The 25,266-nt window shown below is 44.9% G+C and carries 13 protein-coding genes and 1 pseudogene; 9 read left to right on the top strand and 5 right to left on the bottom strand.

Translation table 11 applies throughout. The features are described from left to right. Positions 1–18 precede the first annotated feature (18 nt). The 6 genes and pseudogenes from LKO26_RS06955 to LKO26_RS06930 all read left to right on the top strand — a co-directional run bounded on the left by LKO26_RS06955 (position 19) and on the right by LKO26_RS06930 (position 9,729). Positions 19–2,145: a heavy metal translocating P-type ATPase gene (locus LKO26_RS06955; protein ID WP_227587134.1), complete on the top strand. Its 2,127-nt coding sequence runs from the start codon at positions 19–21 to the stop codon at positions 2,143–2,145. A gap of 7 nt (positions 2,146–2,152) precedes the next feature. Continuing rightward, positions 2,153–2,269, top strand: a pseudogene (locus LKO26_RS12815) (hypothetical protein); the annotation flags it as partial. Positions 2,270–2,542: 273 nt separating this feature from the next. Beyond that, the gene (locus LKO26_RS06945) at positions 2,543–5,065 is read left to right on the top strand and encodes a multicopper oxidase domain-containing protein (protein WP_410681580.1); all 2,523 of its coding nucleotides are present in this window, start codon (positions 2,543–2,545) and stop codon (positions 5,063–5,065) included. A 235-nt stretch (positions 5,066–5,300) separates the two neighbouring features. After that, positions 5,301–5,621 (top strand): DUF6660 family protein, encoded by a 321-nt coding sequence (locus tag LKO26_RS06940; protein ID WP_227587133.1) that lies wholly within the window; start codon positions 5,301–5,303, stop codon positions 5,619–5,621. A 41-nt stretch (positions 5,622–5,662) separates the two neighbouring features. Further along, entirely contained in the window at positions 5,663–7,633 is a 1,971-nt protein-coding gene (locus tag LKO26_RS06935) for a TonB-dependent receptor plug domain-containing protein (RefSeq protein WP_227587132.1), read from the top strand. A gap of 2 nt (positions 7,634–7,635) precedes the next feature. After that, positions 7,636–9,729: a heavy metal translocating P-type ATPase gene (locus LKO26_RS06930; RefSeq protein WP_227587131.1), complete on the top strand. Its 2,094-nt coding sequence runs from the start codon at positions 7,636–7,638 to the stop codon at positions 9,727–9,729. A 1,187-nt stretch (positions 9,730–10,916) separates the two neighbouring features. On the opposite strand, the gene argS is transcribed toward LKO26_RS06930, so the two are convergent. From argS to LKO26_RS06915, 3 genes are all read right to left on the bottom strand, one after another. Next, the gene (gene argS, locus LKO26_RS06925; RefSeq protein WP_227587130.1) at positions 10,917–12,677 is read right to left on the bottom strand and encodes an arginine--tRNA ligase; all 1,761 of its coding nucleotides are present in this window, start codon (positions 12,675–12,677) and stop codon (positions 10,917–10,919) included. Positions 12,678–12,759: 82 nt separating this feature from the next. After that, entirely contained in the window at positions 12,760–14,187 is a 1,428-nt protein-coding gene (locus tag LKO26_RS06920) for a SusD/RagB family nutrient-binding outer membrane lipoprotein (RefSeq protein WP_227587129.1), read from the bottom strand. Between the two features lie 22 nt (positions 14,188–14,209). Next, the gene (locus LKO26_RS06915) at positions 14,210–17,248 is read right to left on the bottom strand and encodes a SusC/RagA family TonB-linked outer membrane protein (RefSeq protein WP_227587128.1); all 3,039 of its coding nucleotides are present in this window, start codon (positions 17,246–17,248) and stop codon (positions 14,210–14,212) included. 375 nt (positions 17,249–17,623) lie between these two features. On the opposite strand from LKO26_RS06915, the gene LKO26_RS06910 reads away from it, so the two are divergent. Further along, positions 17,624–18,247 carry a ribonuclease HII gene (locus LKO26_RS06910; RefSeq protein WP_227587127.1) on the top strand — a complete coding sequence of 208 codons (624 nt, stop codon included), beginning with the start codon at positions 17,624–17,626 and terminating at the stop codon, positions 18,245–18,247. A gap of 123 nt (positions 18,248–18,370) precedes the next feature. On the opposite strand, the gene yidC is transcribed toward LKO26_RS06910, so the two are convergent. Beyond that, a complete protein-coding gene (gene yidC / locus LKO26_RS06905) occupies positions 18,371–20,182 on the bottom strand; it encodes a membrane protein insertase YidC (RefSeq protein WP_227587126.1) in 1,812 nt (603 codons plus the stop codon). 148 nt (positions 20,183–20,330) lie between these two features. Continuing rightward, the gene (locus LKO26_RS06900) at positions 20,331–21,941 is read right to left on the bottom strand and encodes a CTP synthase (RefSeq protein ID WP_227587125.1); all 1,611 of its coding nucleotides are present in this window, start codon (positions 21,939–21,941) and stop codon (positions 20,331–20,333) included. A gap of 292 nt (positions 21,942–22,233) precedes the next feature. On the opposite strand from LKO26_RS06900, the gene radA reads away from it, so the two are divergent. Continuing rightward, positions 22,234–23,580, top strand: coding sequence for a DNA repair protein RadA (gene radA / locus LKO26_RS06895; protein ID WP_227587124.1), 1,347 nt, complete (start codon positions 22,234–22,236; stop codon positions 23,578–23,580). A gap of 122 nt (positions 23,581–23,702) precedes the next feature. Beyond that, positions 23,703–25,241: a zinc-dependent metalloprotease gene (locus tag LKO26_RS06890; RefSeq protein WP_227587123.1), complete on the top strand. Its 1,539-nt coding sequence runs from the start codon at positions 23,703–23,705 to the stop codon at positions 25,239–25,241. Positions 25,242–25,266 lie beyond the last annotated feature (25 nt).

The following is a 25,266-nucleotide window of genomic DNA, read 5'->3' as shown; positions in this document are numbered from 1 at the left end:
ACGCAAAAAAATTGAATTATGAAAAAATACACCTGTCCCATGCATCCCCAGATATTGAAGGACGAACCGGGGAAATGTCCACTTTGCGGAATGAACTTAATTCCCTTGGGAGGAACCGCCCGACCTGAAAAAGACGAACACAGCCATCATCATCAGAATCATGGCCATCACTCAGAATCTGATAGTTCGGCGGCGGGATTTGACAAACATGCAGGTCATCATACTCCGGATTTTCTAAAAAGATTCTGGATCTCTTTGGCACTTACCGTTCCGGTCCTTCTGCTTTCTCATATGATTCAGCAGTGGCTCGGTTTCACAATTGCTTTTAACGGTGATAAATATGTACTTCTGGTTTTGGGAAGCATTATTTATTTCTACGGTGGGATGCCTTTCTTCAAAGGATTTTTCGGCGAAGTGAAGGCCGGCGCCATTGGAATGATGACGCTCGTTGCTTTGGCAATTACTGTAGCTTATGTCTATTCCGTTGCAGTCGTATTCGGGCTGCCGGGCATGGATTTCTTCTGGGAACTTGCCACCTTAATTGTGATCATGCTTCTTGGGCACTGGCTCGAGATGCGTTCGCAGATGGCTGCTTCAAAAGCGTTGCAATCTCTAGTTGCCTTACTACCAAATGACGTAACCGTCGAGCAGAACGGAAGTCCGGTTAAAATAAAACTGGAACAGCTGAAAAACGGAGATACTGTAATCATAAGACCGGGCGAAAAAGTCGCCGCCGACGGTCTGATTGTCGAGGGCAGTTCCTATTTAAATGAAAGCATGCTGACCGGAGAAAGTGTTCCTGTAAGAAAAGAGTCCGGTGGAAAGGTTATCGCAGGGTCTATCAATGGAGACGGGGCTTTAAAGATAAAAGCAACAGGGGTTGGGAAGGATTCGTACCTCAATAAGGTCATTAATTTGGTTCAGGATGCGCAGGCAGCAAAGTCGAACACTCAGAATCTGGCGGATAAAGTAGCCAAATGGCTTACTATAGTAGCAATTGTGGTGGGAGTAGGAACTTTCGCTTACTGGTACATCACCATGGGAGATTTGGCTTTTGCTCTGGAACGGATGGTAACGGTAATGGTAACGGCCTGCCCTCATGCTTTAGGAGTGGCAATCCCTCTGGTGGTGGCCATTTCCACTACACTTTCAGCGACAAATGGTTTACTCATCAGAAACCGCACGGCTTTTGAAACCACCAGAAAATTATCGACCATTATTTTCGATAAAACCGGCACCCTTACGAAAGGTTCCCACACTGTGCAGAAAATCATTCCTCTAACGGAACACTATTCGGAAAACGATTTACTCCAGTATGCAGCAGCAGTGCAGCAGAACTCCGAACATCACATTGCAAAAGGAATCATGCAGACCCTTTCCGAGAAAAAACTGGAGCTATGGAAGTCAGACAATTTCCGCTACATGCAGGGAATTGGAGTGACAGGAATCGTAAACGGTAAATCGGTTGTCGCGGCTGGTCCTAATTATTTTGTTAAAAACAATAAACAGGTACCTGCCATTCCGGAAGAAATCAACCAGGATGCAGAAACAGTGAACTTTATTCTGATTGATGACGTGCCCGTGGGTATTGTTTCTTTAGCAGATACCATTCGCGAAGGCGCAAAAGAAGCTATTGACCAACTTCGAAGCATGAACATTAAATCATTCCTGCTTACAGGTGATAACGAAAAGGTAGCGGCGGCGGTATCAAAGCAGTTAGGAATGGACGGATATTTGGCAAATGTACTTCCGCACCACAAACAGGAAAAAGTAAAAGAATTTCAGGATAAAGGAGAAATCGTTGCCATGACAGGAGACGGCGTAAATGATGCACCGGCTTTGGCAGCAGCAGATGTAGGCATTGCAGTTGGCAGCGGAACTGATGTTGCTGCCGAAACCGCAGATATTATTCTGGTCAATAGTGACCCTCGAGACGTGGTGAAAATGATAGATTTTGGAAAGAAAACCTACAACAAGATGATCCAGAATCTCGTATGGGCAGTGGGCTATAACGTCGTGGCTATTCCACTTGCTGCGGGTGTTCTGTATCCCACATTTGTCCTGAGTCCCGCCATGGGCGCAGTGCTGATGAGTGTCAGTACCATCGTGGTCGCACTTAATGCAAGTTTGTTAAAAATTAAATAATCACAAGATGAAATATATATTTTCGCTCTTTCTATTTATGGCAATGTCCATAAACAGTTATTCACAGAGCACCAAAACCGTGTACACCTGCCCGATGCATCCGCAGGTCGTGAAATCAGCACCCGGTAACTGCCCCATTTGCGGTATGACCTTGGTGAAGAAAACCGTTACTGAGAAAAAAACGGCGGCCAAATCCGCGCCCGCTCCTAAAAAGGCCACCGTAGTTAAAAAAACTACGGGTAAGAAACCTGAAATTACCGCTGCAAAAACAAAGACGGTAACGGAAGTTAAAAAACCGGTGATGCCAAAGACTAAAGCAGTACCGAAAGACCCAGCGAGCATCAAAACGCCCGAACATTCAACACCTGCTCCGCATCAGCATGAAGCAGCGCAAAAGATGTACACTTGTCCGATGCACCCCGAGGTGGTTTCGGACAAACCCGGAAAGTGTCCCAAGTGCGGTATGAATCTGGTCCCTCAGAAGGAAAGCGGCCGGCATCAGTCTACCGGCAAAACCCCGGAACATCAAACTTCAGATGCGCATCAGCATGAAGAAGCGCAAAAGATGTACACCTGCCCGATGCATCCCGAGGTGATATCGGACAAACCCGGACAGTGTCCGAAATGCGGAATGAATCTGGTCCTTCAAGAAAAAAAAGAAGATCATTCTGCACACGGAAGTACCCAAATGGATGGTGAACACAAAATGGTGATGCCGATGCCTGAAAAAAACCTGAAAGGAGGGCGCAAAGTGACGTATCATCTTTATGTAAAAGATACACTCGTGAATTTTGCGGGTAAGGAGAAAAGAGCCATAGCGGTAAACGGTCAGATTCCGATGCCAAAGCTGGAGTTTTATGAAGGAGATACGGCAGAAGTTATTGTCCATAATTTAATGGACGAAGAAACTTCTCTGCACTGGCACGGTCTTCATCTTCCAAATAAAGAAGATGGGGTTCCCTGGCTTACCCAGAAACCCATTCCACCACATTCAACCTACACGTATTCGTTTCCGATCATCCAAAACGGAACCCACTGGTATCACTCACATACTGGCCTGCAGGAGCAGATTGGAATGTATGGGATGATGATTCTGAAAAAACGTCCCGAAGATCCTACTTTCCGGCCGGGGATTGATGATTTGCCCACAGAGCACCTTATCCTGAGCGAGTGGACAAACCTGAACCCCAACAACGTCCAGCGGATGCTCCACAATGCGAACGACTGGTTTGCTATTAAAAAAGGCAGTACTCAAAGTTATGCCGAAGCCATTAAAGAAGGCCACTTTAAAACAAAACTCACCAACGAGTGGAAGCGGATGCTGGCCATGGACGTGAGCGACGTGTATTATGATGCATTCCTGATTAACGGTAAAATCGAAAGTCAACTCTCCCGATATAAAGCCGGTGATAAAGTTCGGCTTCAAATCGCCAACGGTGGTGCTTCCTCCTATTTCTGGCTCAATTATGCCGGAGGAAAAATAAAAGTAGTGGCCAGTGATGGATTGGATATTGAACCGGTCGAAGTGGATCGCCTGATCCTGGCGGTTTCCGAAACAGTGGATATCGTAGTGGAAATTCCTGAAAGAAACACCTCCTACGAGCTCCTTGTTACGCCCGAAGACCGCACAAAATCGGCTTCCGTTTACATTGGCGAAGGAATTAAAAAAGCCCAGGCACCATTACCCAAACTCAAATATTTTGAAGGAATGAGGATGATGAATGACATGATGAAGATGAACGGTGACATGAAGGATATGGGCATGGAGATGAGTTACCAGACTATGGATATGAATCAGGTGATGTACCCTGAGATTATTGCTGAAAATAATGAAGCAATGCCAATGGACAAGATGGACAACAATGATGCGGAAATGGATCATTCAAAGCACCAGATGCCTGCGTCAGGGATTACGACATTGAATTACGGAATGATGAAGTCGCCCTATGACACTTCACTCCCGAAAGACAGTCCCGTGCGCGAGCTCAAGTTTACCCTTACGGGAAACATGAACCGCTACGTTTGGAGCATGGACGATAGAGTCCTGGCAGAATCGGACAAAATATTGGTGAAGAAAGGGGAAATTCTCCGCATTACCCTTTTCAATAACTCAATGATGCGTCACCCGATGCACCTGCACGGATTTGATTTCCGCGTACTCAACAAAAATGGTGTTCAGGCACCCCTCAAAAATGTGTTGGATGTTATGCCCATGGAAACCAATGTCATAGAATTTGAAGCAAAAACGGATGGGGACTGGTTCTTCCACTGTCACATCCTCTATCACATGATGGCGGGTATGAACAGGGTGCTTGCTGTGGGGGATTATCAGAATCCTCTGTTGCCGGATAAAGCATCGGCTTATAAAAAGCTGCAGCGTGAGAGCAATATGTGGCACCTTATGGCCGAAAACGATTTTGCTACTAATGGTAACGACGGGATGGCGAGGATCTCAAATGCCCGCTGGGAATTGGGAACAGAATGGCGTTTAGGTTACAATCCCCATCACGGCTACGAGGTGGAAACCCAACTCGGCAGGTATGTGGACCGTATGCAGTGGCTGAAACCATTTATCGGATTTAACTATCATTATAGAAAGATTGACAGGAATAATATTGAAAAAAACCTTTTTGGACAGGCATCTACTAAAGATGAAAGAAAAACTTTCAGCGCTGGTATCATGTATAAACTCCCGATGTTGGTGGACCTGCAGGCAGAAATATTTACAGACGGAATTGTAAGGTTCCAGCTGAAACGTGAAGACATTCCATTGACTGCGCGTTTGCGCGGGGCATTCATGGTCAATACCGACAAAGAATATATGGCAGGTCTTAAATATATCGTCACAAAAAATATCGGAATCTCCACACACTACGACAGCGATATGAGCTGGGGTGCAGGGATTACTTTGAATTACTAAAAAAGTTTTCGGAGATTAGATTTTGAGAAGAGTGCAGTTGAAAAAATAACGTCCGCTGCACTTTCTTTTATAAGTAAAGGGGCGTTAAAAAGCAAGTATTGTATTCCAAAGGATTCAACGCACTCCACTTCATCAAAATTATGACTTTGCCGGTATTTATAAGTTTCGTCTCCGAAATCTTGCGTTCTCTCTACTTTCATAAAAGTAGTAATATTTTTTTTCCTAAATTAGCACCGTGAAAATTTTCGCATTTCTTTTAGCCCTGTTTTTTTTGGCACTTACCGTAGTACCATGTAGTGATACGACCAAATTTTTAGGCGAGAAAGTATGTATGGCGGAGGATGTTCATCTGGAGCAGGGTCAGGATGAGCATGAGGATCTTTGTACTCCCTTCTGCGTGTGCAACTGTTGCGGTATGTCAATGGCTGTTTCGCAAATTAAAAACTTACTTCCTGAAAAAATTTTTCTTTTAGTAAAAGCAGATATTACTGAATCAGGATACGGTTACAGTCTCCTTTTCAATGCCGGTATCTGGCAGCCTCCCAGGTTGTGTTAAGCAATGCCAGTCTTATTGTTTAACATTTAACTTAAATTTCCATGCGAAAATTATTACTTGCCGCAGCAATGATGCTGTTGGGCAACCATGTGTCCGCACAACAAGATACCGTGCAGCACGAAAGAGAAGATGAAATCGAAGAAATCATCCTTCGCTCTACAAGATCATCACGAACCATCGCCAATACGCCCACCAGGGTAGAAACGATCAACCTCGAGGAGATTGATGAAAAGTCGAACATGCGGCCCTCTAATGTAGCCATGATCCTCCACGAAAGTACAGGAATCGCTGTACAGCAGACGTCCGCAACGTCCGCGAATGCAAGCATCAGGATTCAGGGACTGGACGGGCGTTATACGCAGATACTAAAGGATGGCTTCCCCTCGTTCGGGAATTTTGCAAACGGATTAAGCGTCCTCGAAATTCCTCCTTTAGATTTAAAACAGGTCGAAATCATAAAAGGACCCTCCTCAACGCTATATGGAGCCGGCGCAATTGCAGGGGTGATCAATTTTGTGTCCCGTACACCGAAAGAAGAACAGGATCTGAATATTCTTTTGAATGCAGCCAATACAGGCCTCTATAATCTGGGCGTTTTTTCGTCGCAAAGGGATAAGCGTGTGGGTTATACTTTCCTTGCGCTATATAACAGCCAAAAAGAATATGATATCGATAAAGATGACTTCACCGAACTTCCCAATTCAAAGGAATTGACTATACATCCTAAAGTGTTCTTCTATTTACCGGGCGAAGCCAACCTGATTGTAGGAAATGCCTTTACAACAGGCAACAGGCTTGGCGGAGATATGGAATTTATCAAAGGAAACCGAAGCGCGGAGCATTCCTATTTTGAACGTAATAAAACATTTCGGAACACTGCGACATTAGAGTTCAGTAAACCGTTTTCGGAAACTTCCCGTATCGAATTCAAATCAGCATATTCACTTTTTAACAGAACGATTGAGGTTTCGGACTATGCATTTAAAGGATTAAATCAGAATTATTATTCGGATTTATCATGGTCTAAAACACTCCCGAACCAAACAATTATTTTGGGAGGTAATTATGTTACAGACCATTTCAAAGACCGGCTGAACAGCACTGAGACTGATTTGTCGTTCTCCGTAAATACAGGGGGCGCATACATTCAACATACCTGGGATGTTTCTGACGTGGTCAAATTTGAAAACGGAGTACGCGCGGACCTGGTGAAGTACGGCAATGATTTATATACAGAATCAGAGTCCTTTTTATTACCGAGAATTTCAATGTTACTACGGTTGTCGCCAAAATGGTCCAGCCGTATCGGCGGAGGTTTGGGCTACAAAACACCTACCGCATTTACCGAACAGACTGAAGGTTTTCAATACCAAAACCTGAAACCGCTGGCAGGGGTTACTTCCGAAAAAAGCATTGGGGGTACTGCAGACATCAATTTTAAAACCATGATTGGTGATGATTTGGATTTTAGCATAAATCATATGTTCTTCTATACTAAGCTTAACAATTCCATTGTATTAGGGGGCAGCGACATCGCGGGATATACTCTGGCCAATACAGACAAACCGTTATACAGCAGTGGTTTTGAGACAAACGCGAAGTTGATTTATAAGGATTTCCTCAAATTTTTTGCCGGATATACTTATACTGATACTAAGGCGGACTATATTCCGGGAGACCGTATAGTTCCATTAGTTCCTGTCCACCGGGTAAACCTTATTTTTATGGCGGAAAAACATGATAATTACAAAACAGGTCTTGAGGCATATTACACAGACATACAAAGGCTAACCAACGGATCATCTACCAAACCCTACTGGGATCTGGGCTTTATGTTCGAAAAATATTTCGGCAGATTTTCTGTGTTCGTTAATGTCGAAAATTTTCTGGATACCCGGCAAAGCCGTTATAAAGGCGTGGTAAACGGTGCTCATAATGCACCTTCATTCGACGAAATCTGGACCCATACTGAAGGAAGGACTTTCAATGGTGGAATTAAATTTAAACTGTAATCATGGAACACAAACATAAGTACGATAAAGATGGAAAGCAAATTTGCTGCACAGAAGAAGGTAAAATCAATGCGGTTGCCGACCGGCGGTTAACACAAGAGTTGGGTGATAAAGCGTGCTGTGCTGTAGATGCAAAAGTAAATCCATCAAAAATGAAGAATTCAGAAAAGGTCGGTCATAAACCGGGCGGGAAACATACCGATGACGACGGCCACGATCATTCTGCACAGGGAAAGTCTACCTTTCAGCTTTTTCTGCCGGCAATGATCTCATTCGTGATCCTAATGGCGGGCCTGGCAATGGATCATCTGATTCCTCAATTCTGGTTTAAAGATGGGGTGCGTATTATTTGGTACGCCGCAGCCTATCTGCCGGTAGGTGTGCCGGTTCTGACAGAAGCGTTTGAAAGTATCAGGAAGGGGGATGTGTTTTCGGAGTTTTTCTTAATGTCTATCGCGACAATAGGAGCCTTTGCCATTGGCGAATATCCGGAAGGGGTGGCGGTCATGCTTTTCTATTCAGTTGGCGAAGTCTTTCAGACTTTAGCCGTTCAGCGTGCCAAGGGGAATATCGCTAAACTGCTGGATCAGCGCCCGGACGAAGTGACGGTTTTAGTTAATGATCGTCCACAGACAGTTAAAGCTGCTGAAGTTGAACTTAACACCCTTATTCAGTTGAAGCCTGGCGAAAAACTCGCTCTCGATGGTATTTTGATTTCCCAAAGTGCTTCGTTCAATACCTCGGCACTCACCGGCGAAAGTAAACCTGACACAAAGCAAACAGGAGATACCGTCCTTGCTGGTATGATCAACCTGAATACCGTTGCACAGGTGAGAGTAAATACACCTTATGCAGATTCAAAACTTTCCAAGATTCTAGAACTGGTACAAAACGCGACAGCACAGAAGGCACCCACAGAATTATTCATCAGGAAATTTGCCCGGGTCTATACGCCAATCGTGGTATTTCTAGCTGTAGGCATCTGTCTGTTGCCCTACTTCTTTGTAGATGAATATATTTTCAGAGACTGGTTGTACCGTGCCCTGATATTTCTTGTGATTTCGTGTCCGTGTGCGCTGGTAATCAGTATTCCACTCGGTTACTTTGGCGGCATCGGTGCAGCAAGCCGGAACGGTATTTTATTTAAAGGAAGTAACTTTCTGGATTCTCTGTCAGAAATCAAAAATGTGGTAATGGATAAAACCGGTACCATGACCGAGGGTGTATTCAAAGTGCAGACTGTAAACATTAAACCGGAATTCGATAAAGATCTTATTTTAAAACTGGTTAATGTTATTGAAAACTCATCAACTCACCCTGTAGCTACTGCAATTCATGACCACTTGGGGGAACCTGACCATACCATTATTCTGGACAATTTAGAAGAAATTGCAGGTCACGGCTTAAAAGGAGCGTATCAGGGAAAACAGTTGCTAGTGGGGAATTTTAAACTCATGGATAAATTCCAGATCCAATACGATATTAATCCAAATGATATAGTAGAAACCTTGATTGCCATTGCTTACGAAGGAAAATTTGCCGGATACATTACCATTGCGGATAGCATCAAACAAGACGCTGCCGACACTATCCGGAAATTAAAAAGCATGGGCGTGAATGTTACCATGCTAAGTGGCGATAAGTCAACTGTGGTAAAAGCAGTGGCACAAAAGCTGGGTATTCAGAACGCTTATGGCGATTTACTGCCGGAAGATAAAGTGATTAAAGTAAAAGAGCTGAAATCGCGGAATGAAACGGTGGCATTTGTAGGAGACGGAATAAATGATGCGCCGGTAGTGGCTTTAAGCGATGTGGGAATAGCGATGGGCGGATTAGGTAGTGATGCAACCATTGAAACTGCCGATGTAGTAATTCAGGACGATAAACCCTCCAGAATCCCCATGGCTATTAATATTGGGAAGCAGACTAAAAAGATTGTGTGGCAGAATATTGCATTGGCTTTTGGCGTTAAAGCCATCGTTCTCGTTTTAGGGGCTGGTGGTTTAGCCACGATGTGGGAAGCCGTCTTTGCCGATGTAGGCGTGGCACTTCTTGCCATTTTAAATGCAGTAAGGATCCAGAAAATGAAATTCTAAATAAAGCGGGCTTCGGTCCGTTTTATTTTGTGCGGTGATGACGTTGGCAAAGTTTCCAGATAAAACCACCGCCCGCCGCAGCAAGTAACATAATGACAATTATACGAACAGGACAGACGCTAAAACGTTCCCCCGCATTCCGTGCGTACGAAGCCAGATATTTAGGAAAGGGAAAAAAACGTATTAAGAAAGAAAATTAAAGTATAAATTTTTAGTCCCCACTTCTAAAATCAGGGACTAAATCGGGGATTGTTTAATGGTTTATACGATGTCTTATGTTTTTATAAAATTATCTAACTTGCTTACTGTCAGCAAAATGATGACTTACATTGCTTTATTGGTTTAAATAAAAACTCCCTGTGGGTCTACAAATTTTAAGGTAACGCTCTGATTATCAGGGCGTTTTTTGTTGGATTAGCAAACATCTTGAAATTTTAACATTATTTTCCCAAAAAACAAAAACCGGGAAAGACTCCCGGTCAATCCTCAAACCCTTTAAATAATTTTAAATAATCCTTTGGGTTGAAATTTTCAGTTTTACGAATTTTTTTGTTAACCGGGCAAATCGTTTTGTTATTTTGCCTTTATACCTCGGTTTGAAATTTTTACTGTAAAGTTCTCAATAAAGATCCCCCTGCGCAAAGTCTCCCGACTTTGAGCCGTTCATTTCCTTACTCATCATAATTATTATATTTCCAAACATTGAAGGTGTCAGCGACAATATCCCGATATATTTTTCTTGAAAAAACATCAACCCAATCTACTACCGTGCAGGTAATAAAATGTGGCTTTTTCTGTTCTCTCATAACATAGCCGGATTTCATTGCTTTTATTTTTTCAAAGATAGTTGTTTTTTATTGGTGCAAAGTCGGGAGACTTTGCACAGCGGGCACGGTAAAGGGACATTACCCCGAGGTACAGGCTGTTGCTCCCCTCTGCTGCCGCACGAATCTTTCGTGTGGCGCTTCATTCTTCTGCCCTAAAAAACAGCTGCTTATCCGCTCAAAGTCGGGAGACTTTGCTCAGCGGAAACTTATGTACGATGCAAAGACATTATTACCACGCGATGCAATGGAACGATAGAGAGGAAACCGCCTTGTACCGGTAAATATCTTCATTATTTTTGAAATCGAAAAAGCCTTCGGTACCAAAAAAACCTCCCGTTGCCGGAAGGTTTCTTTATGTGGTTACATGCGGTTTACCGTGCGGATACCCAGCAGCGCCAGGGATTTCTGAATGGTCCTTGCCGTGAGATAAGACAAGGCCAGACGGAAGGATTTCTGATCGCCATCTGCGGTAAGCACCGGATTGTTCTGGTAAAATGAATTGTACAATTTCACCACCTCATATACATAATTGGCCACCAGCGCCGGACTGAGACTTTCTGCCGCTTTGCGCACCACTTCCTTAAAATTGGACAGCTCCGTAATCAGTGCTTTTTCATAGCTGTTGATGCTGGTTTGCGCCTGCAATTCCTGCGAAACATAACCTGCTTTGGTGAGCAGCGACTGAATGCGGGCATAGGTATATTGAATAAACGGACCGGTATTGCCGTTAAAATCAATGCTTTCTGCAGGATTAAACAGCATTTTCTTGCGCGGATCTACCTTCAGCATGAAGTACTTCAGCGCTCCCATGCCAATGGTTTCATAAGAAGTTTCCTTTTCGGCATCCGTGAGCTGTTCCATTTTGCCCAGTTCTTCTGCTTTCTCTTTTGCGGTGGCATACATTTCCTGCATCAGGTCATCTGCATCTACCACAGTTCCTTCGCGGGATTTCATTTTGCCCTCCGGCAGTTCCACCATTCCGTAAGATAAATGCTGCAACTGATCTGCCCAGTGGTATCCCAGCTTCTTAAGAATTTTAAACAAAACCACGAAATGGTAATCCTGTTCATTTCCTACGGTATAAATCAGTTTCTGAATATCATTATCCTTAAAACGCTCCACGGCAGTTCCCAGATCCTGAGTCATGTACACCGAAGTGCCATCGCTGCGAAGCAAAAGTTTTTCATCCAGCCCCTCATCAGTCAGGTCACACCACACCGACCCGTCTTCGCGGCGGTACAGCACACCCTTCCGGAGACCTTCCTGTATAAGATCCTTGCCCAGAATATAGGTATTGCTTTCATACTGCACCTGGTCAAAATCTACCCCCAGACGCCGGTATGTCTCACCGAAGCCTTCATAGACCCATCCGTTCATCTCTTCCCACAATGTGCGCACCTCCGGATTCCCGTTTTCCCAGTCCAGCAGCATTTGCTGTGCTTCCAGAATAGCCGGTGCCTGCTTTTTGGCTTGTTCCTCATCCATGCCCTGATTCACCAGCGCTGCAATTTCTTTTTTATACTGCGCATCAAAAGCGACATAATAATTACCCACCAGCTTGTCACCTTTCAGGCCTGTAGATTCCGGTGTTTCTTTGCTGCCGGATTTTTGCCATGCGAGCATGGATTTGCAGATGTGAATTCCGCGGTCGTTGATGATCTGGGTTTTGATGACCCGGTAACCGGCTTCTTTCAAAATCTCGGAAACGGAGTAGCCTAATAGATTATTCCTGATATGCCCCAGATGCAGGGGCTTATTGGTATTTGGCGAAGAATACTCTACCATAACGGTTTCATTCTTTGCCTCAGTTTTGTCAAAATTATCCTGTATTTCCTGAAATGCTGATAAGAAAGAGGCATCATGCATTTTCACATTCAGAAAGCCTTTCACCACATGAAAACTCTCTACCAGAGAATCATCTGCAGTAAGCGCACCGCCCAGTTCCATACCTATCAGCTCCGGATTTTTCCTCAAAACTTTAACCAATGGAAAAGTTACGATGGTATAATCTCCTTCAAAATCGGTTTTATTATCCTGAATTTCAATGGGAAGATCATGGATCTGATACAGACTTTCTGTAATTTCTGCGAGTTTTTTTTGCAGTGCGTCTTTCATATTCATTGTCAATGTTTGAGTGACAAATATACGGAAATAAAAAAACCACTCCCGAAGGAGTGGCCCATGAATGTCAAAATATGAAATGTTAAAAAATGTCCCAGAACAGTTTGGTCTGCTGGTCATCGCCACCAATGGCCGCTGAAGCTGCTGCCACATTGGCTCCGTTCAGAATAGTTTCACGTACCGGATAAGTGAACCTCATGGGTACAGGATTTCCGGTAGCCACAGGCACATTAAGTCCCGGTGCATCGTATTTTCTCCATACAGACCAGCCTTCAAATCCTCTGTTGTACATGGCAATCCAGAACTGCTTTCCGATTTTCTCTTTCCACGTTCCCGGTGCTGTAGCATAATTCACATCCGGTCTTGCCTGATAGAGGGCAATATCTGCAGCGTCAATTCCCCAGTACTCCATACTCGCCTGAATTCCCTGGGTGTAGTAGAATGCTGCAGGCGAACCTACTGCGTAACCTCTTTCGGCCGCCTCAGCAAGCAGGAAGGAAATTTCTGAGTGGTCCATCAGGTCTCCCTGCAAATCACGGGTGAAGAATATATCTCCAATGTGGGTATAGCTGGTATATGAATTAAAATCTCCGTAAATCCCGCCTACATAAGGCGTTTTGTTGTCATCAAAGAATACGGTTCTTCTGGGATCCTCCAGAGCATTCAGATAATCCACGAAGGTATTGGCAGGCACAAAGTCCTGTCTTCCGCTTAATACCAGATCCACATACAAAGGGTGGGCATTGGCGGTATTGTCTTCATAGTTCAGCACGAAATTATCTGCATTAGACGCAATCAGTCCCAGATTATAGGCGGCTTCTGCATGGGTTTTAGCCAGTGCAGGATCTACATCTGCAATTCTCATGGCGAGTTTAAATCTCATAGAATTCGCCAGTTTTTTCCAGCCTGCCATATCATTTCCGTAAACAAAATCATTGGCAAATCCAGGAGAGCCCAGATCTATACTGGCTTCTGCCTCTGTAATCCTGGTTAAAAGGTCTTTATAGATGGTAAAGGCATCATCATAAGCCGGGGTAGGATCTGCTACGCCCTGCAAGGCCTCAGAGTACGGCACATTACCAAAGAGATCCACCAAATTTTGCCAGGCATAGACTTCTACCACGGTAATCATGGCCGTCTGGTTGGCCCGCTCTCCCGCCAGCAGCGATTCGTCTGCCTGCACGGCTTCTTTTGCCTTCTTCAGATCATAAAGGACATTGGTATAAAACTGAGTCATGTGCGCATCCGGAATACCGCGGTTTCTGATGTCGTAATTGGTTTCTTCCACATACTGAGTCTCGGTCCACTGCTGCGCCACGAGCCTGAAGATATTGCGGTTCACATTGGTGGACCCCATCCAGTCAAAGAGACTTTTCACCCCATTGGTAAAGAGAAAACTGGCAGGAACTTCAGAAGGATTTTTTGGATCTACATTCAGTGCAGCATAATCTTCATTGGTACAACCCAACAAAGTAAAAGCTACAAGAGATCCTATTATAAATTTTTTCATTTCTTTTAGATTAAAGGTTAGATTAGAATTCAACTTTTACACTGGCACCGATTTCTCTGAATGCAGGGTGTGCACCATTCTGGAATCCATAGGCATTACCACCGGCAGTAAGACCGGCTTCAGGATCAGAATACGGCAGGTTTTTATGGATAATCCACAGGTTCCGGCCGATGAGTGAAAGCGTCATATTGTCAATAAAAGAGTTTCCGAATGTTTCTTTAGGAAGTTTATAAGAAAGGGTGACGTTTCTCAGTTTCACAAAAGAGCCGTCATACACGTGCATCGCTTCCGGTCCACCGTAGTATCCGTAGGCATTGGTATAGTTGCTCATTTGAGTTCTGATGTCGTTTGGAGTTCCGTCTTCCTTCACTCCCGGCAGGATAACACCACCGCCGTTGGCTACAGAATTTCTGACCGGATTGCCCAAATCATTAAGTCCCGCAGTTTCCTCATAAAGTCCGGTAGACAGACCAAATGCCATATCCTGAGAATATACATCACCGCCTTTTTTAAAGTCAAGGAGGAAACTCAGACTTACATTTTTATAGCGGAAGGTATTCATCAGACCACCTCTCCAGTCCGGAATAGCATTACCAATGATTTCCTGAGGATCGTCTGAAACGAGATACTTACCATTGGCTCCCACCACTTTCTGTCCATTCAGATACACATAATTGGTTCCGCGGATGGTTCCGGTAGATTCGCCCAGTTTCGCACCAGTCGTCACATTCCACATCGATGCAAATTCCAGGAAGTCACTGTCGCCATAGATTTTGGTCACTTTGGAATCATTGGTCGCCCAGTTGGCGGTCATTTCCCAGGAGAAATCGTTGGTTTTTACAGGAAGTACGGTAAGCCTTGCTTCTATACCGGTATTCTCTATACTTCCGGAGTTCACCCACATTCTGGCAAATCCGGAGGTTGCAGAAACGTCTGTAGGGGTAATGAGGTCATCCGTTACCTGCTTATAGACAGACACATCAAAACTCAAACGGTTTCTGAAGAATGCCATCTCCAGACCACCTTCAATTTCAGTCATAAATTCCGGTCTCAGGAATTCGTTGTTCGTAGTCTGTGGTCCCGAAGCACCAAATGATCCGTTGAACGGTGGCACGAAAACGTAGGTATTCCACAGCTGGTAGGCGCCGGTATCATTACCCACTTTGGCATAATTGAACCGCAGTTTACCAAAATTGACTTTATCCCGGTTCTCAAACAATTCACTGAATACCATACTGGCAGATCCGGAATAGTACCAGTATCTCATATTATCAATAGGCAGCGCCGAAGAGCGGTCGGTACGCACCGATCCGTCTATAAAGAGCATATTGCGGTATCCCAGACTGGCCTGAGCAAATAACCCGTCCACGCTTTTCTTGATGTCAAAATCATCAATATTATTTTCGGTAAGTGCTTCTGCCGTATTGGTAATGGAGTACAGACCCGGAACCTTCAGTCCGCCGTTGGTCACTGCAGAGTTCCCCACTCTGCCCTGTCTTCTGTAATTGAAGCCCAGGTTGGCGTTAAGATTGAAATCTTCGCCGAAATCCTTGTCAATATTCAGAATGGCATCATAGTTCATCTCGTACACCTTGTGGTTCAGGAAATAATATTCACCTTTACCACCGTTGTTCAGACGACCCTGGTCAGATGACCCGATCTGTACGCGTTCTTCCTGCAGTTCATTGAAACTGTCGAACGTATATCTGCCCAGGAAGCTGAGCCAGTCTGTAAATTTATAATTCACCCCGAAATTCCCGAAATAGCGGTCCCGGTTATCGGTCTGGTAATTCTGCCATCTGTTGAAATAGTAATTATCGGTGTAGCCTACATCCTGACTTTCAAAATCTTTGATGTTCCAAGTCATATTCTGCCCGGTGAGCTGGTAGGCTTCCCGTTGTTTGTTCATATCCACAGACATATTCCACCACTGTCTGAAACCCTGCATAGGGTTCCGGCTTTCATATCCGGTATAGACCCGTCCTTTACCTTTGGTATTGGAGAAGGTGATATTACCGAAAACGTTCAGTTTTTCGGTGAAATTATAATCTCCGGAAAAATCCAGAGTATTTCTTTTGATTTCACTGTTGTCTAAAGCTCCGTTTTGCAGGAAATTGGTAAACCCGAGCCGGAAAGAACCATTGTCATTTCCACCGGAAAAAGCAATGGAGTTCTGGAACGTAGCGGCTGTTTTCCAGATCACATTGGGATCTGCGCCCGATACCCAAGGGGTAGGCTGCAGATAACCCGGCAATTGCGGATACTGAGAATCCCAGTTATACACCAGATAATTGGGATCAAAGGCGCTACCAAAAGAAGCATCGTCATAGGTATACACAATATTTTCATCCAAAATACCGTCACCGTTGATGTCCGGATATCCATTAGCCGGATCTACGTCATAGAAAGAAGAACCTACATATCCGCCACCATATTCATGCTGGTATTTCGGTAATGTGGATTTATCTGCAAAGCCCAGCGTAGTGGAACTGTTAAATTCGACCCCAATTTTACGGCTGCGCTTTCCTTTCTTGGTGGTGATCATGATGACCCCGTTCATACCCCGAGAACCATACAGCACACTGGCAGCGGCACCCTTCAGGATGTTTACACTTTCAATGTCGTTCGGGTTAATGTCTGCCATACCATTGGCATAGTCATAACCACCGCCACCGGAATCAATTCCGGACTGCGAATAGCTGGAGTTGTTAATGGGCGTCCCATCTACCACCACAAGCGGCTGGTTACTGGAAGTAAGGGATTTAATCCCCCGGATGACCATATTGGTAGAACCACCCATGGTACCGGACTGCTGAATATTCAGTCCTGCAACCTGTCCTGCCAAAGCGTCAGATACGTTGGCTACCGGGGCAGAAGACACATTGTCTCCTTTCACCTCGGTGGTAGAATACCCCAGAGAGCGTTTCTCTCTTTTGATCCCGAGCGCTGTCACCACAACTCCCTCGATCTCCTGAGTTCTGACAGAATCCTGCTGCGCATTCATTACCGAAAACGAAGCAGTAAGCATCACTGCCAGAATGCTTGATGTAAGTTTTTTCATATCAAATTAAATTTTTCACTAAACAAAAAAAGCCAAAATTTTTAACATATCCAAAGGTTTTCGTAACAATTTGTTAATATTCATAAGTATTATGTAAGATATACAATCTTTAAATGAGGTAATTTTAACAATTAAAGCGTTATTGCGTGAATTCATTAAACCGCCTGCCAGAGCGGGATACCATAAGGGCATAAGAGGTTACTGCAGGTTCCGACGGTTACAGAATTGCGGATTCCGGATGCTCAAGTGCTAATGATGATGTATCCAGCAAAAAAACACCTAAAAATCACCAAATTAAGGGATTTTATAAACCATAAACGAACCTTACAACCCGCAGAATATTATTTTCTACCTTTGCAAGCAGAGCAATCAACAATGAAGGAACTCATACATAAATTCAGTAAATCAGCTGTTGAAGCGGGATGCGACGAGGTAGGAAGAGGCTGCCTGTGTGGTCCCGTGGTGGCCGCGGCGGTGATTCTGGACGAAAATTTTGACCCCTATTTTGTAAAAGATTCTAAAAAACTTACGGCGAAAGTCAGATGGGAACTTGACGGCTATATACGCCGGCACGCCACAGAATTTGCCATTGCCGAACTGCCCCCGGCTTACATTGATCATCACAACATTCTGAATGCCAGCATCCACGCCATGCACATGGCACTGGATCAGCTGCAGAAAAGACCGGAATTCATTGTGGTAGACGGCAACCGGTTTCATCCGTATCAGAATATCGCCCACCAGTGCATTGTAAAAGGTGATGATAAAATTCTGAGCATTGCAGCAGCTTCTATTTTGGCCAAAAATTACCGGGACCGCCTTATGATATCACTTCACGAGGAATTTCCGGATTACGGCTGGAACAAAAACATGGGCTATGCCACCAAACAACACCGGGACGCCCTGAACCGGTTGGGACCCACCATTCATCACCGCCGGTCTTTCCGGCTGGAGTATGAACTGTCCGTCATAGAAGAACTGGACTTTGAAAATCCATAAAAAACGAATTAAACAGCGCCGGCTGATTCGCTGATCAATTAAGATTAAGCAATCACCGTCACAAAGCAAAAAGCCGTTTCACTCTTTGGCGAAACGGCTTTTTCTATTCGGTGGAAGAGGCAATTACTTCTTCTTTTTATTCTGTTGCTGCTGCTGCAGTCTTTGCTGCTCCTGCGCCTGCTCCATCATTTCACGCATGCGCTTCTGGAACTTGCCTTCAGGTTTCGGTGCTTTCGTTTTGTTTTCCTGAATCTGGGCATGAATTTTCTTTTCATCCAGAATCAGATATTTGATGGCGAGAATAATAAAAATATTAATCGCATTGGAAACGAAATAATACCATGAAAGACCGGAAGAAGCCGAGTTCAGGAAGAAAAAGAACGTAATCGGGAAGATGTACATCAGTACCTTCATGTTCGGCATCCCTTCCTGCTGTGGTTGTTGTATATTTCCGGAAGTCATTACGGTATAGATAAGAATCACCACGGTACACGCCAACGCGAAAATACTCACGTGATCCCAACCCAGAAACGGCAGCTTAAACGGCAGTTTCAGTACATCATCATACGCAGTAAGGTCTTTGGCAAACCAGAAACTTACCCCCCGCAGGTCTATAAAGTTCGGGAACAGACGGAAAAGTGCATAGAAAATAGGAATCTGAACCAGTGCCGGCAGACAGCCTGCCATCTGATTGACCCCCGCCTTACGGTACACACTCATAATCTCCTGCTGCTTTTTCATGGGATCTGCCCCCTTGAATTTTTCATTCACTTCGTCTATCTCCGGACGGATGACCCGCATCATGGCACTCAGTTTATGCTGCTTGAACATAATGGGCGAGAGAATGAGCTTTACAATGATGGTCATCAGGAAAATTACCCATCCTGCTGTAAGTCCCCATCCTGCGATGATGTTGTACATAGGCATGAAGAACCCCCGGTTCATGGCGCCAATAAATGACCAGCCCAGCGGCAGCAATTCATCGAAATTTTTATCATAGGTTTTCAGCAGCTTCAGATCCAGCGGCATAAAGTACCAGGTAAAGTTTTTATTAAATTCCCCGGCTGTCAGCTCTGACTTTCCGGTAAAATTGAAGGTTTTCAAAAATTCTCCTTCTTCTATGGTGTCCTGATATCCTTCAGAATTTTTAAACCCATCCTGAGCTTCCAGAACTGCCGCAAAGAACTGTTGTTTCACAGAAATCCAGTTCAGCACCTCATCCGGCTCATCCATAGAGGTTCTGCCGTCATAATCATAACTTTTATAATTGTTAAAGGCATATCCGAATTCGGTGTGGGTCTGCTCCTGGGAACGGCCTTTTTCAAATTGTCTGGCATTCTGGTCCCAGGTAAAAGTGGCAGAATTTCCGGAAACCAGCTGGGACAACCCCTGTGTTTTCACCTGAAAATCTACGGTGTACTGGTCTTTCAGTGTATATACAAACTCAATAAGTGCTCCATTCGCTCTGGCCTGCATGGTGACACTGTTTCCGTTTTGCTGCGGAACAAAAACAAGATCTTTGGTATGAAAGGTTTTCCCTGTTTTATCCTTGAACTCGAATCCGTAGGTTGCATTATTTTTGTCAAAAAGCATCAGCTTCTTGTCATTGGTATCGGTATCGCTGTTATAGGCTTTATATTCATTCAGTTCCACAGAAGAAAGCTGCCCGCCCACGGCAGAAACCACCAGGGTAAGTTCTTTATTTTTCAGTTCCACGTTTTGAATGGAAGAACTCTTCAGGCTGTCATTCAGGTTAGAAAATGTGGCCGGCTTGGCTGCCTGGTCCTGCACTGTAGCAGTTTGTGAAGGTTCTGTAGCCTGTGCGGCTTTCTCTGCATCTTTGCCACTGAAGTAAATCATGGCGCCCATCATAATCAGGGAAAAAAGCATGAAGAGGATTATCTGACGTTTGTCTACACCGTTGTTTTGCTGCATTATATAATATGTTAATGTTGTTTTAAAAAACTGAAGAAAGAAGATTAACTCCCCGCAGATTTTAAAGGTCACAAAATTACTGATTTTTTTCTGAATAGAATCCCGGATTTCTCAATAAAAAATGCCCGCACGGCGGCGGGCATTTTTACTATTTTTTCTCGGCAGCTTTCCGGATCAGTTCTTTAAAAAGCGGATGTGGCGTGGCTACAGTACTCTTGTACTCCGGGTGATACTGTACCCCCACGTAGAAAGGATGTTCTTTCAGCTCAATGGTTTCTACCAGCCCGGTTTCAGGGTTCTGTCCGGTGGCCATCATTCCGGCTTTTTCAAAATCCTCTCTGAATTCAGAATTAAACTCATAGCGGTGTCGGTGACGTTCAGAAATGGTCCGCGCACCATATACATCATGCAACTTAGAGCCGGCCTTCAGGGAACATTTCCATGCACCCAGTCTCATGGTTCCGCCTTTATCTACAACATTTTTCTGCTCTTCCATCAGAGAAATCACCGGTTCCGGTGTTGCGTTATCAAATTCCACAGAATTGGCTTTGGCATATCCCAACACGTTGCGGGCAAACTCTATGGTCATAATCTGCATTCCCAGACAAATGCCCAGCAGCGGAATATTTTTTTCGCGGGCGTACTGTGCGGCCAGAATTTTACCTTCTATACCGCGGTCACCAAATCCGGGAGCAATGAGCATTCCGTCTATGCCCGCAAAATTTTCCTCCAGATTATCGGCAAGCAGATCACCACTGTACACCCAGCGGATTTTCACATCGGTTTCCAGATCTGCACCGGCATGGATAAAGGCTTCAGCTATAGATTTATAAGAGTCCTGCAGGGACACATACTTCCCTACCAATGCAATTTCTACAGATTTTTTCGGATTTTTATAGCGTTTCAGGAAGTTTTTCCAGTCTTTCAGATCCGCTTCCTGGTCAGATTTCAGATGCAGTTCCTTCAGAACCACATCGTCAAAATTCTGCTTCTGAAGGTACAGCGGAACTTCATATATGGTTTCCAGATCTTTGCATTCTATCACATTGTCTATGGATACGTTGCAGAACTGTGCCAGTTTCGCACGCTGTTCCTTGGGGATTTTATGCTCGGTACGGCACACCAGTACGTCCGCCTGTATTCCGCTTTCCATCAGTTGGCGCACAGAATGCTGGGATGGTTTGGTTTTCAGTTCACCACTGGAAGCCAGATATGGCAGCAGGGTAAGGTGAATCACCATAGAATTGCTTTCGCCCAGCTCCCACTTCAACTGTCTCACAGATTCTATATAAGGCAGGGATTCTATATCGCCCACGGTACCGCCTATTTCGGTAATGATGATGTCGTAATTCTGCTTGGCCAGGATTTTGATTCTGCGCTTTATTTCATTGGTGATATGGGGAATCACCTGCACTGTTTTTCCCAGAAATTCACCTCTTCTTTCTTTTTCAATGACAGTTTGGTAAATTCTTCCGGTGGTCACATTATTATTTTGGGACGTAGGCGCGTCCAGATATCTTTCGTAGTGCCCCAGGTCCAGATCGGTTTCTGCACCGTCTTCGGTTACGTAACATTCGCCGTGTTCATACGGATTCAGCGTTCCGGGGTCTATATTGATGTAGGGATCCAGTTTTTGGATGGTGACACTGAAACCGCGGGATTTCAGCAGGAGTCCCAGAGAAGCGGAGACGATTCCTTTGCCCAAAGATGAAGTAACACCTCCCGTTACGAAGATGTATTTCGTATTCTTTTTACTCATTAGATTAGGTTTGTGCAAAGTTAAAGGATTTTGAAGGATGCGCCAAATTAAAAATGATATTTGGAGTCGGGAACCTGCTTTCCGCTCATACTCCTCCAGACCGCCCACGGTTTTAACCGTGGGCGGTCTGTGCGGGGTAACCGCTGCAATCAGGACTAGGGTTGCTTGGGTTATTCACGCCAAACCATACCGCAGAACCACTCCAACTTTGATTTTATCGCTGACCTTTATCACAGCCCGCCACTTCAAAAAACTATAGTCCCAAACCATATTTTTTCACGAAATTCGCAGCATGGCAAAACTCAAGAAGGCATATTTCTGTCAGAACTGTGGCTCGCAGTATCCGCAATGGACCGGACAGTGCAAAAATTGCGACCAGTGGAACACCCTGGTGGAAGAAGTGGTAGAAAAATCCCAGGTTCCGGCTTTTGCGGCCAAAACCCGGCAACATATCATCAACATCATAGAGGTGGAGACCAATGAGGAACCCCGCATCAAAACTCCCTCTGAAGAACTGAACCGCGTACTGGGCGGCGGCATCGTGCTGGGTTCTGTATCGCTCATCGGCGGCGAACCGGGCATCGGAAAATCTACCCTCCTGCTCCAACTGGCACTCAAGATGAAGAAAAAAATCCTCTACGTATCCGGAGAGGAAAGCGCCTCCCAGATTAAAATGCGGGCAGACCGCCTTACTGATGTTCAGAATCCCGGCTGTTACCTTTTCACGGAAACATCTGTAGAAAAGATCCTTCATGAAGCCAAAAAACTGGCGCCGGACTTCATCATCATCGACTCCATACAAACTCTGCAGAGTGGCCAGATAGAAAGTTCACCCGGCTCTGTATCGCAGATCCGGGAATGCTCCAATGAGATCATTCACTTTGCCAAAGAAACCAATACCCCTGTTTTCCTGGTAGGACACATTACCAAGGACGGCCAGATTGCCGGTCCCAAGGTGTTGGAGCACATGGTAGATGTGGTATTGAATTTTGACGGAGACCGCAATCACCTTTTCCGGTTACTCAGAGCGAGCAAAAACCGTTTCGGATCTACCGCAGAAATTGGCATCTATGAAATGATTGCCCAGGGACTGAAGGAAATAAAAAATCCCTCTGAAATTCTGATTACCAAAAAAGCCGGTGACCTCTCCGGCAACTCCGTAGCCGTAACGCTGGAGGGTAACCGGCCCATGTTGCTGGAGATACAGGCATTGGTGAGCACGGCAGTGTATGGTACTCCCCAGCGAAGTTCTACCGGATTTGATGCCAAACGACTGAATATGCTGCTGGCAGTTCTGGAAAAAAGAGCCGGCTTTCAGTTGGGCGCCAAAGACGTCTTTCTGAACATTACCGGTGGCATTAAAACAGATGACCCCGCACTGGATCTGGCGGTAGTGGCATCCATTCTGTCCAGCAATGAAGACATGGCCATTTCCGAACATTTCTGCTTTGCCGGCGAAATAGGACTGAGTGGTGAAGTGCGGCCGGTTTCGCAGATTGAACAGCGGATTTCTGAAGCCGAAAAACTAGGTTACGAAAAGATCTTTGTGTCTAACCTCAACAAAATTCCGAAACGAAAATTCGGCATTACCATAGAAGAAGTAAGTAAAGTAGAAGAAATTCATGAAAGGCTTTTCTAGGCCATTACTCCGTTAATCGCACCTTATGCATTGATTTCCTTGCCAATACCATAAAAATTAGATATTTTTACTGCCATTTTAACAGTCAGGACAAATAAATATTTCATTTTTAAACAATAACCATGAGCAAAACTTTATCTTTTCTTTTTTCAATGGTCACGGGATTTATGTGGGCGCAGACGTCCATTTTCCTGAATCCTGTTTCGGAGCACAATCTGCAGCCACAACAGAAACTCCACGAAGATCTGACGGTTTCCTACATTTCCAGCACCTATTATCTTCAGCCGGCGTTTGATACCGGTGCCGTACTGGACATTCAACTGCTCAGCGGAAAAAGAATACGCGCCACGCTGGCCAAAACCTATAAATATACCAACAAAAGCGTTTCGTATTCCTATGCCATAGAAAACGAACCCAATTCCGAATTGGTTTTCTCTACATTCGATCAGGTGATTACCGGCATGTACGCATCATCTTCCGGGGAGAAAATTATGTTTCACCAGACTGCAGGGAACATTATCGCACAGTCTCTCGTCAACGAGCCTTACCTGGTCGCCAGAGATTCTAAAGATGATTTTGTAGCAGACGGGAACCAGGCCGCACATAAAGTCAATGCCAATGTCTGCCTGCCCGAAACACCCATATGCGCACCATCAACCATCGATGTACTGGTGGTATATACTTCCGCCGCAAGAGCCGGCTGGGGCGGTGTAGCACAGAGTAACTCACAAATTGCAACGGCCATTACCAATTTTAACAATTCACTGATTAATTCCGGAATTCCCAATGTGACCATCAACCTGGTCTATACCGGAGAAATTGCCTATACAGAAACCGGAAACATCAGCACCGACCTGAGCCGTTTCAGAAATCCGTCTGATGGCTTTCTGGATGAAGTGCACAATCTGCGTGCCCTCTACGGAGCAGACTTATGTGGTTTAATTACGGCCACACCCACCAACACATGCGGTCTTGGGTACCTGAATACCAACCCGGTCAACTATTCCAATAACGCCGCTTTCTCTGTGTCGCTGCGCAACTGTGCCGTATCCAATTATACCCTGTCTCATGAAATGGGCCATAATATGGGTCTGAACCATGACTGGTATGTGAACCAGAGCACGAATCCGTGCAGCAATCTTCACGGATATGTAAACCAAACGGCAGTTACCCTGGGCACTGCCAGCACCGGTGCACAGAGATGGCGCACCATGATGGCCTATAATGACCAGTGTGCCGCTGCGGGTATCAATTGCCCGAAGGCCAACCGCTGGGCCAATCCTGCAGTGAACTATAATGGTGAACCTACGGGAGTGGCCATCGGCAATCCCAATCCATCAGATGAGGCTTTTGGTTTTGCACGTTTTGCGTGTGTAGTTTCAGAATTCATGCCTACAGCAGCCATGAATACTGTGGAAGTGAAAACTGCGGGTGAAAAAGAATTCAGCATTTATCCTAATCCGGCCACAGACGAAATCAATATTTCCATTAAGAATGATGAAACCTATACCTTTAAGGTCATCAGTATCCCCGGGCAAACTGTACTGGTCACCGGCAAGAAGACCATTAATATACAGCATCTTCCTGCCGGCGAATATTTTCTTTCGGTGAGCGGCAGTAAATCCGGAACCATCGGGACCAAAAAATTTATTGTCCGATAAAAATGAATCAATCCTCTGCTCGCCG

Origin of the sequence: Chryseobacterium sp. MFBS3-17 (assembly GCF_020687745.1) — a bacterium.
GTDB lineage: Bacteria > Bacteroidota > Bacteroidia > Flavobacteriales > Weeksellaceae > Marnyiella.
The sequence above is the reverse complement of the archived record's forward strand: the minus strand, read 5'-3'. Positions and strand labels throughout refer to the sequence as shown.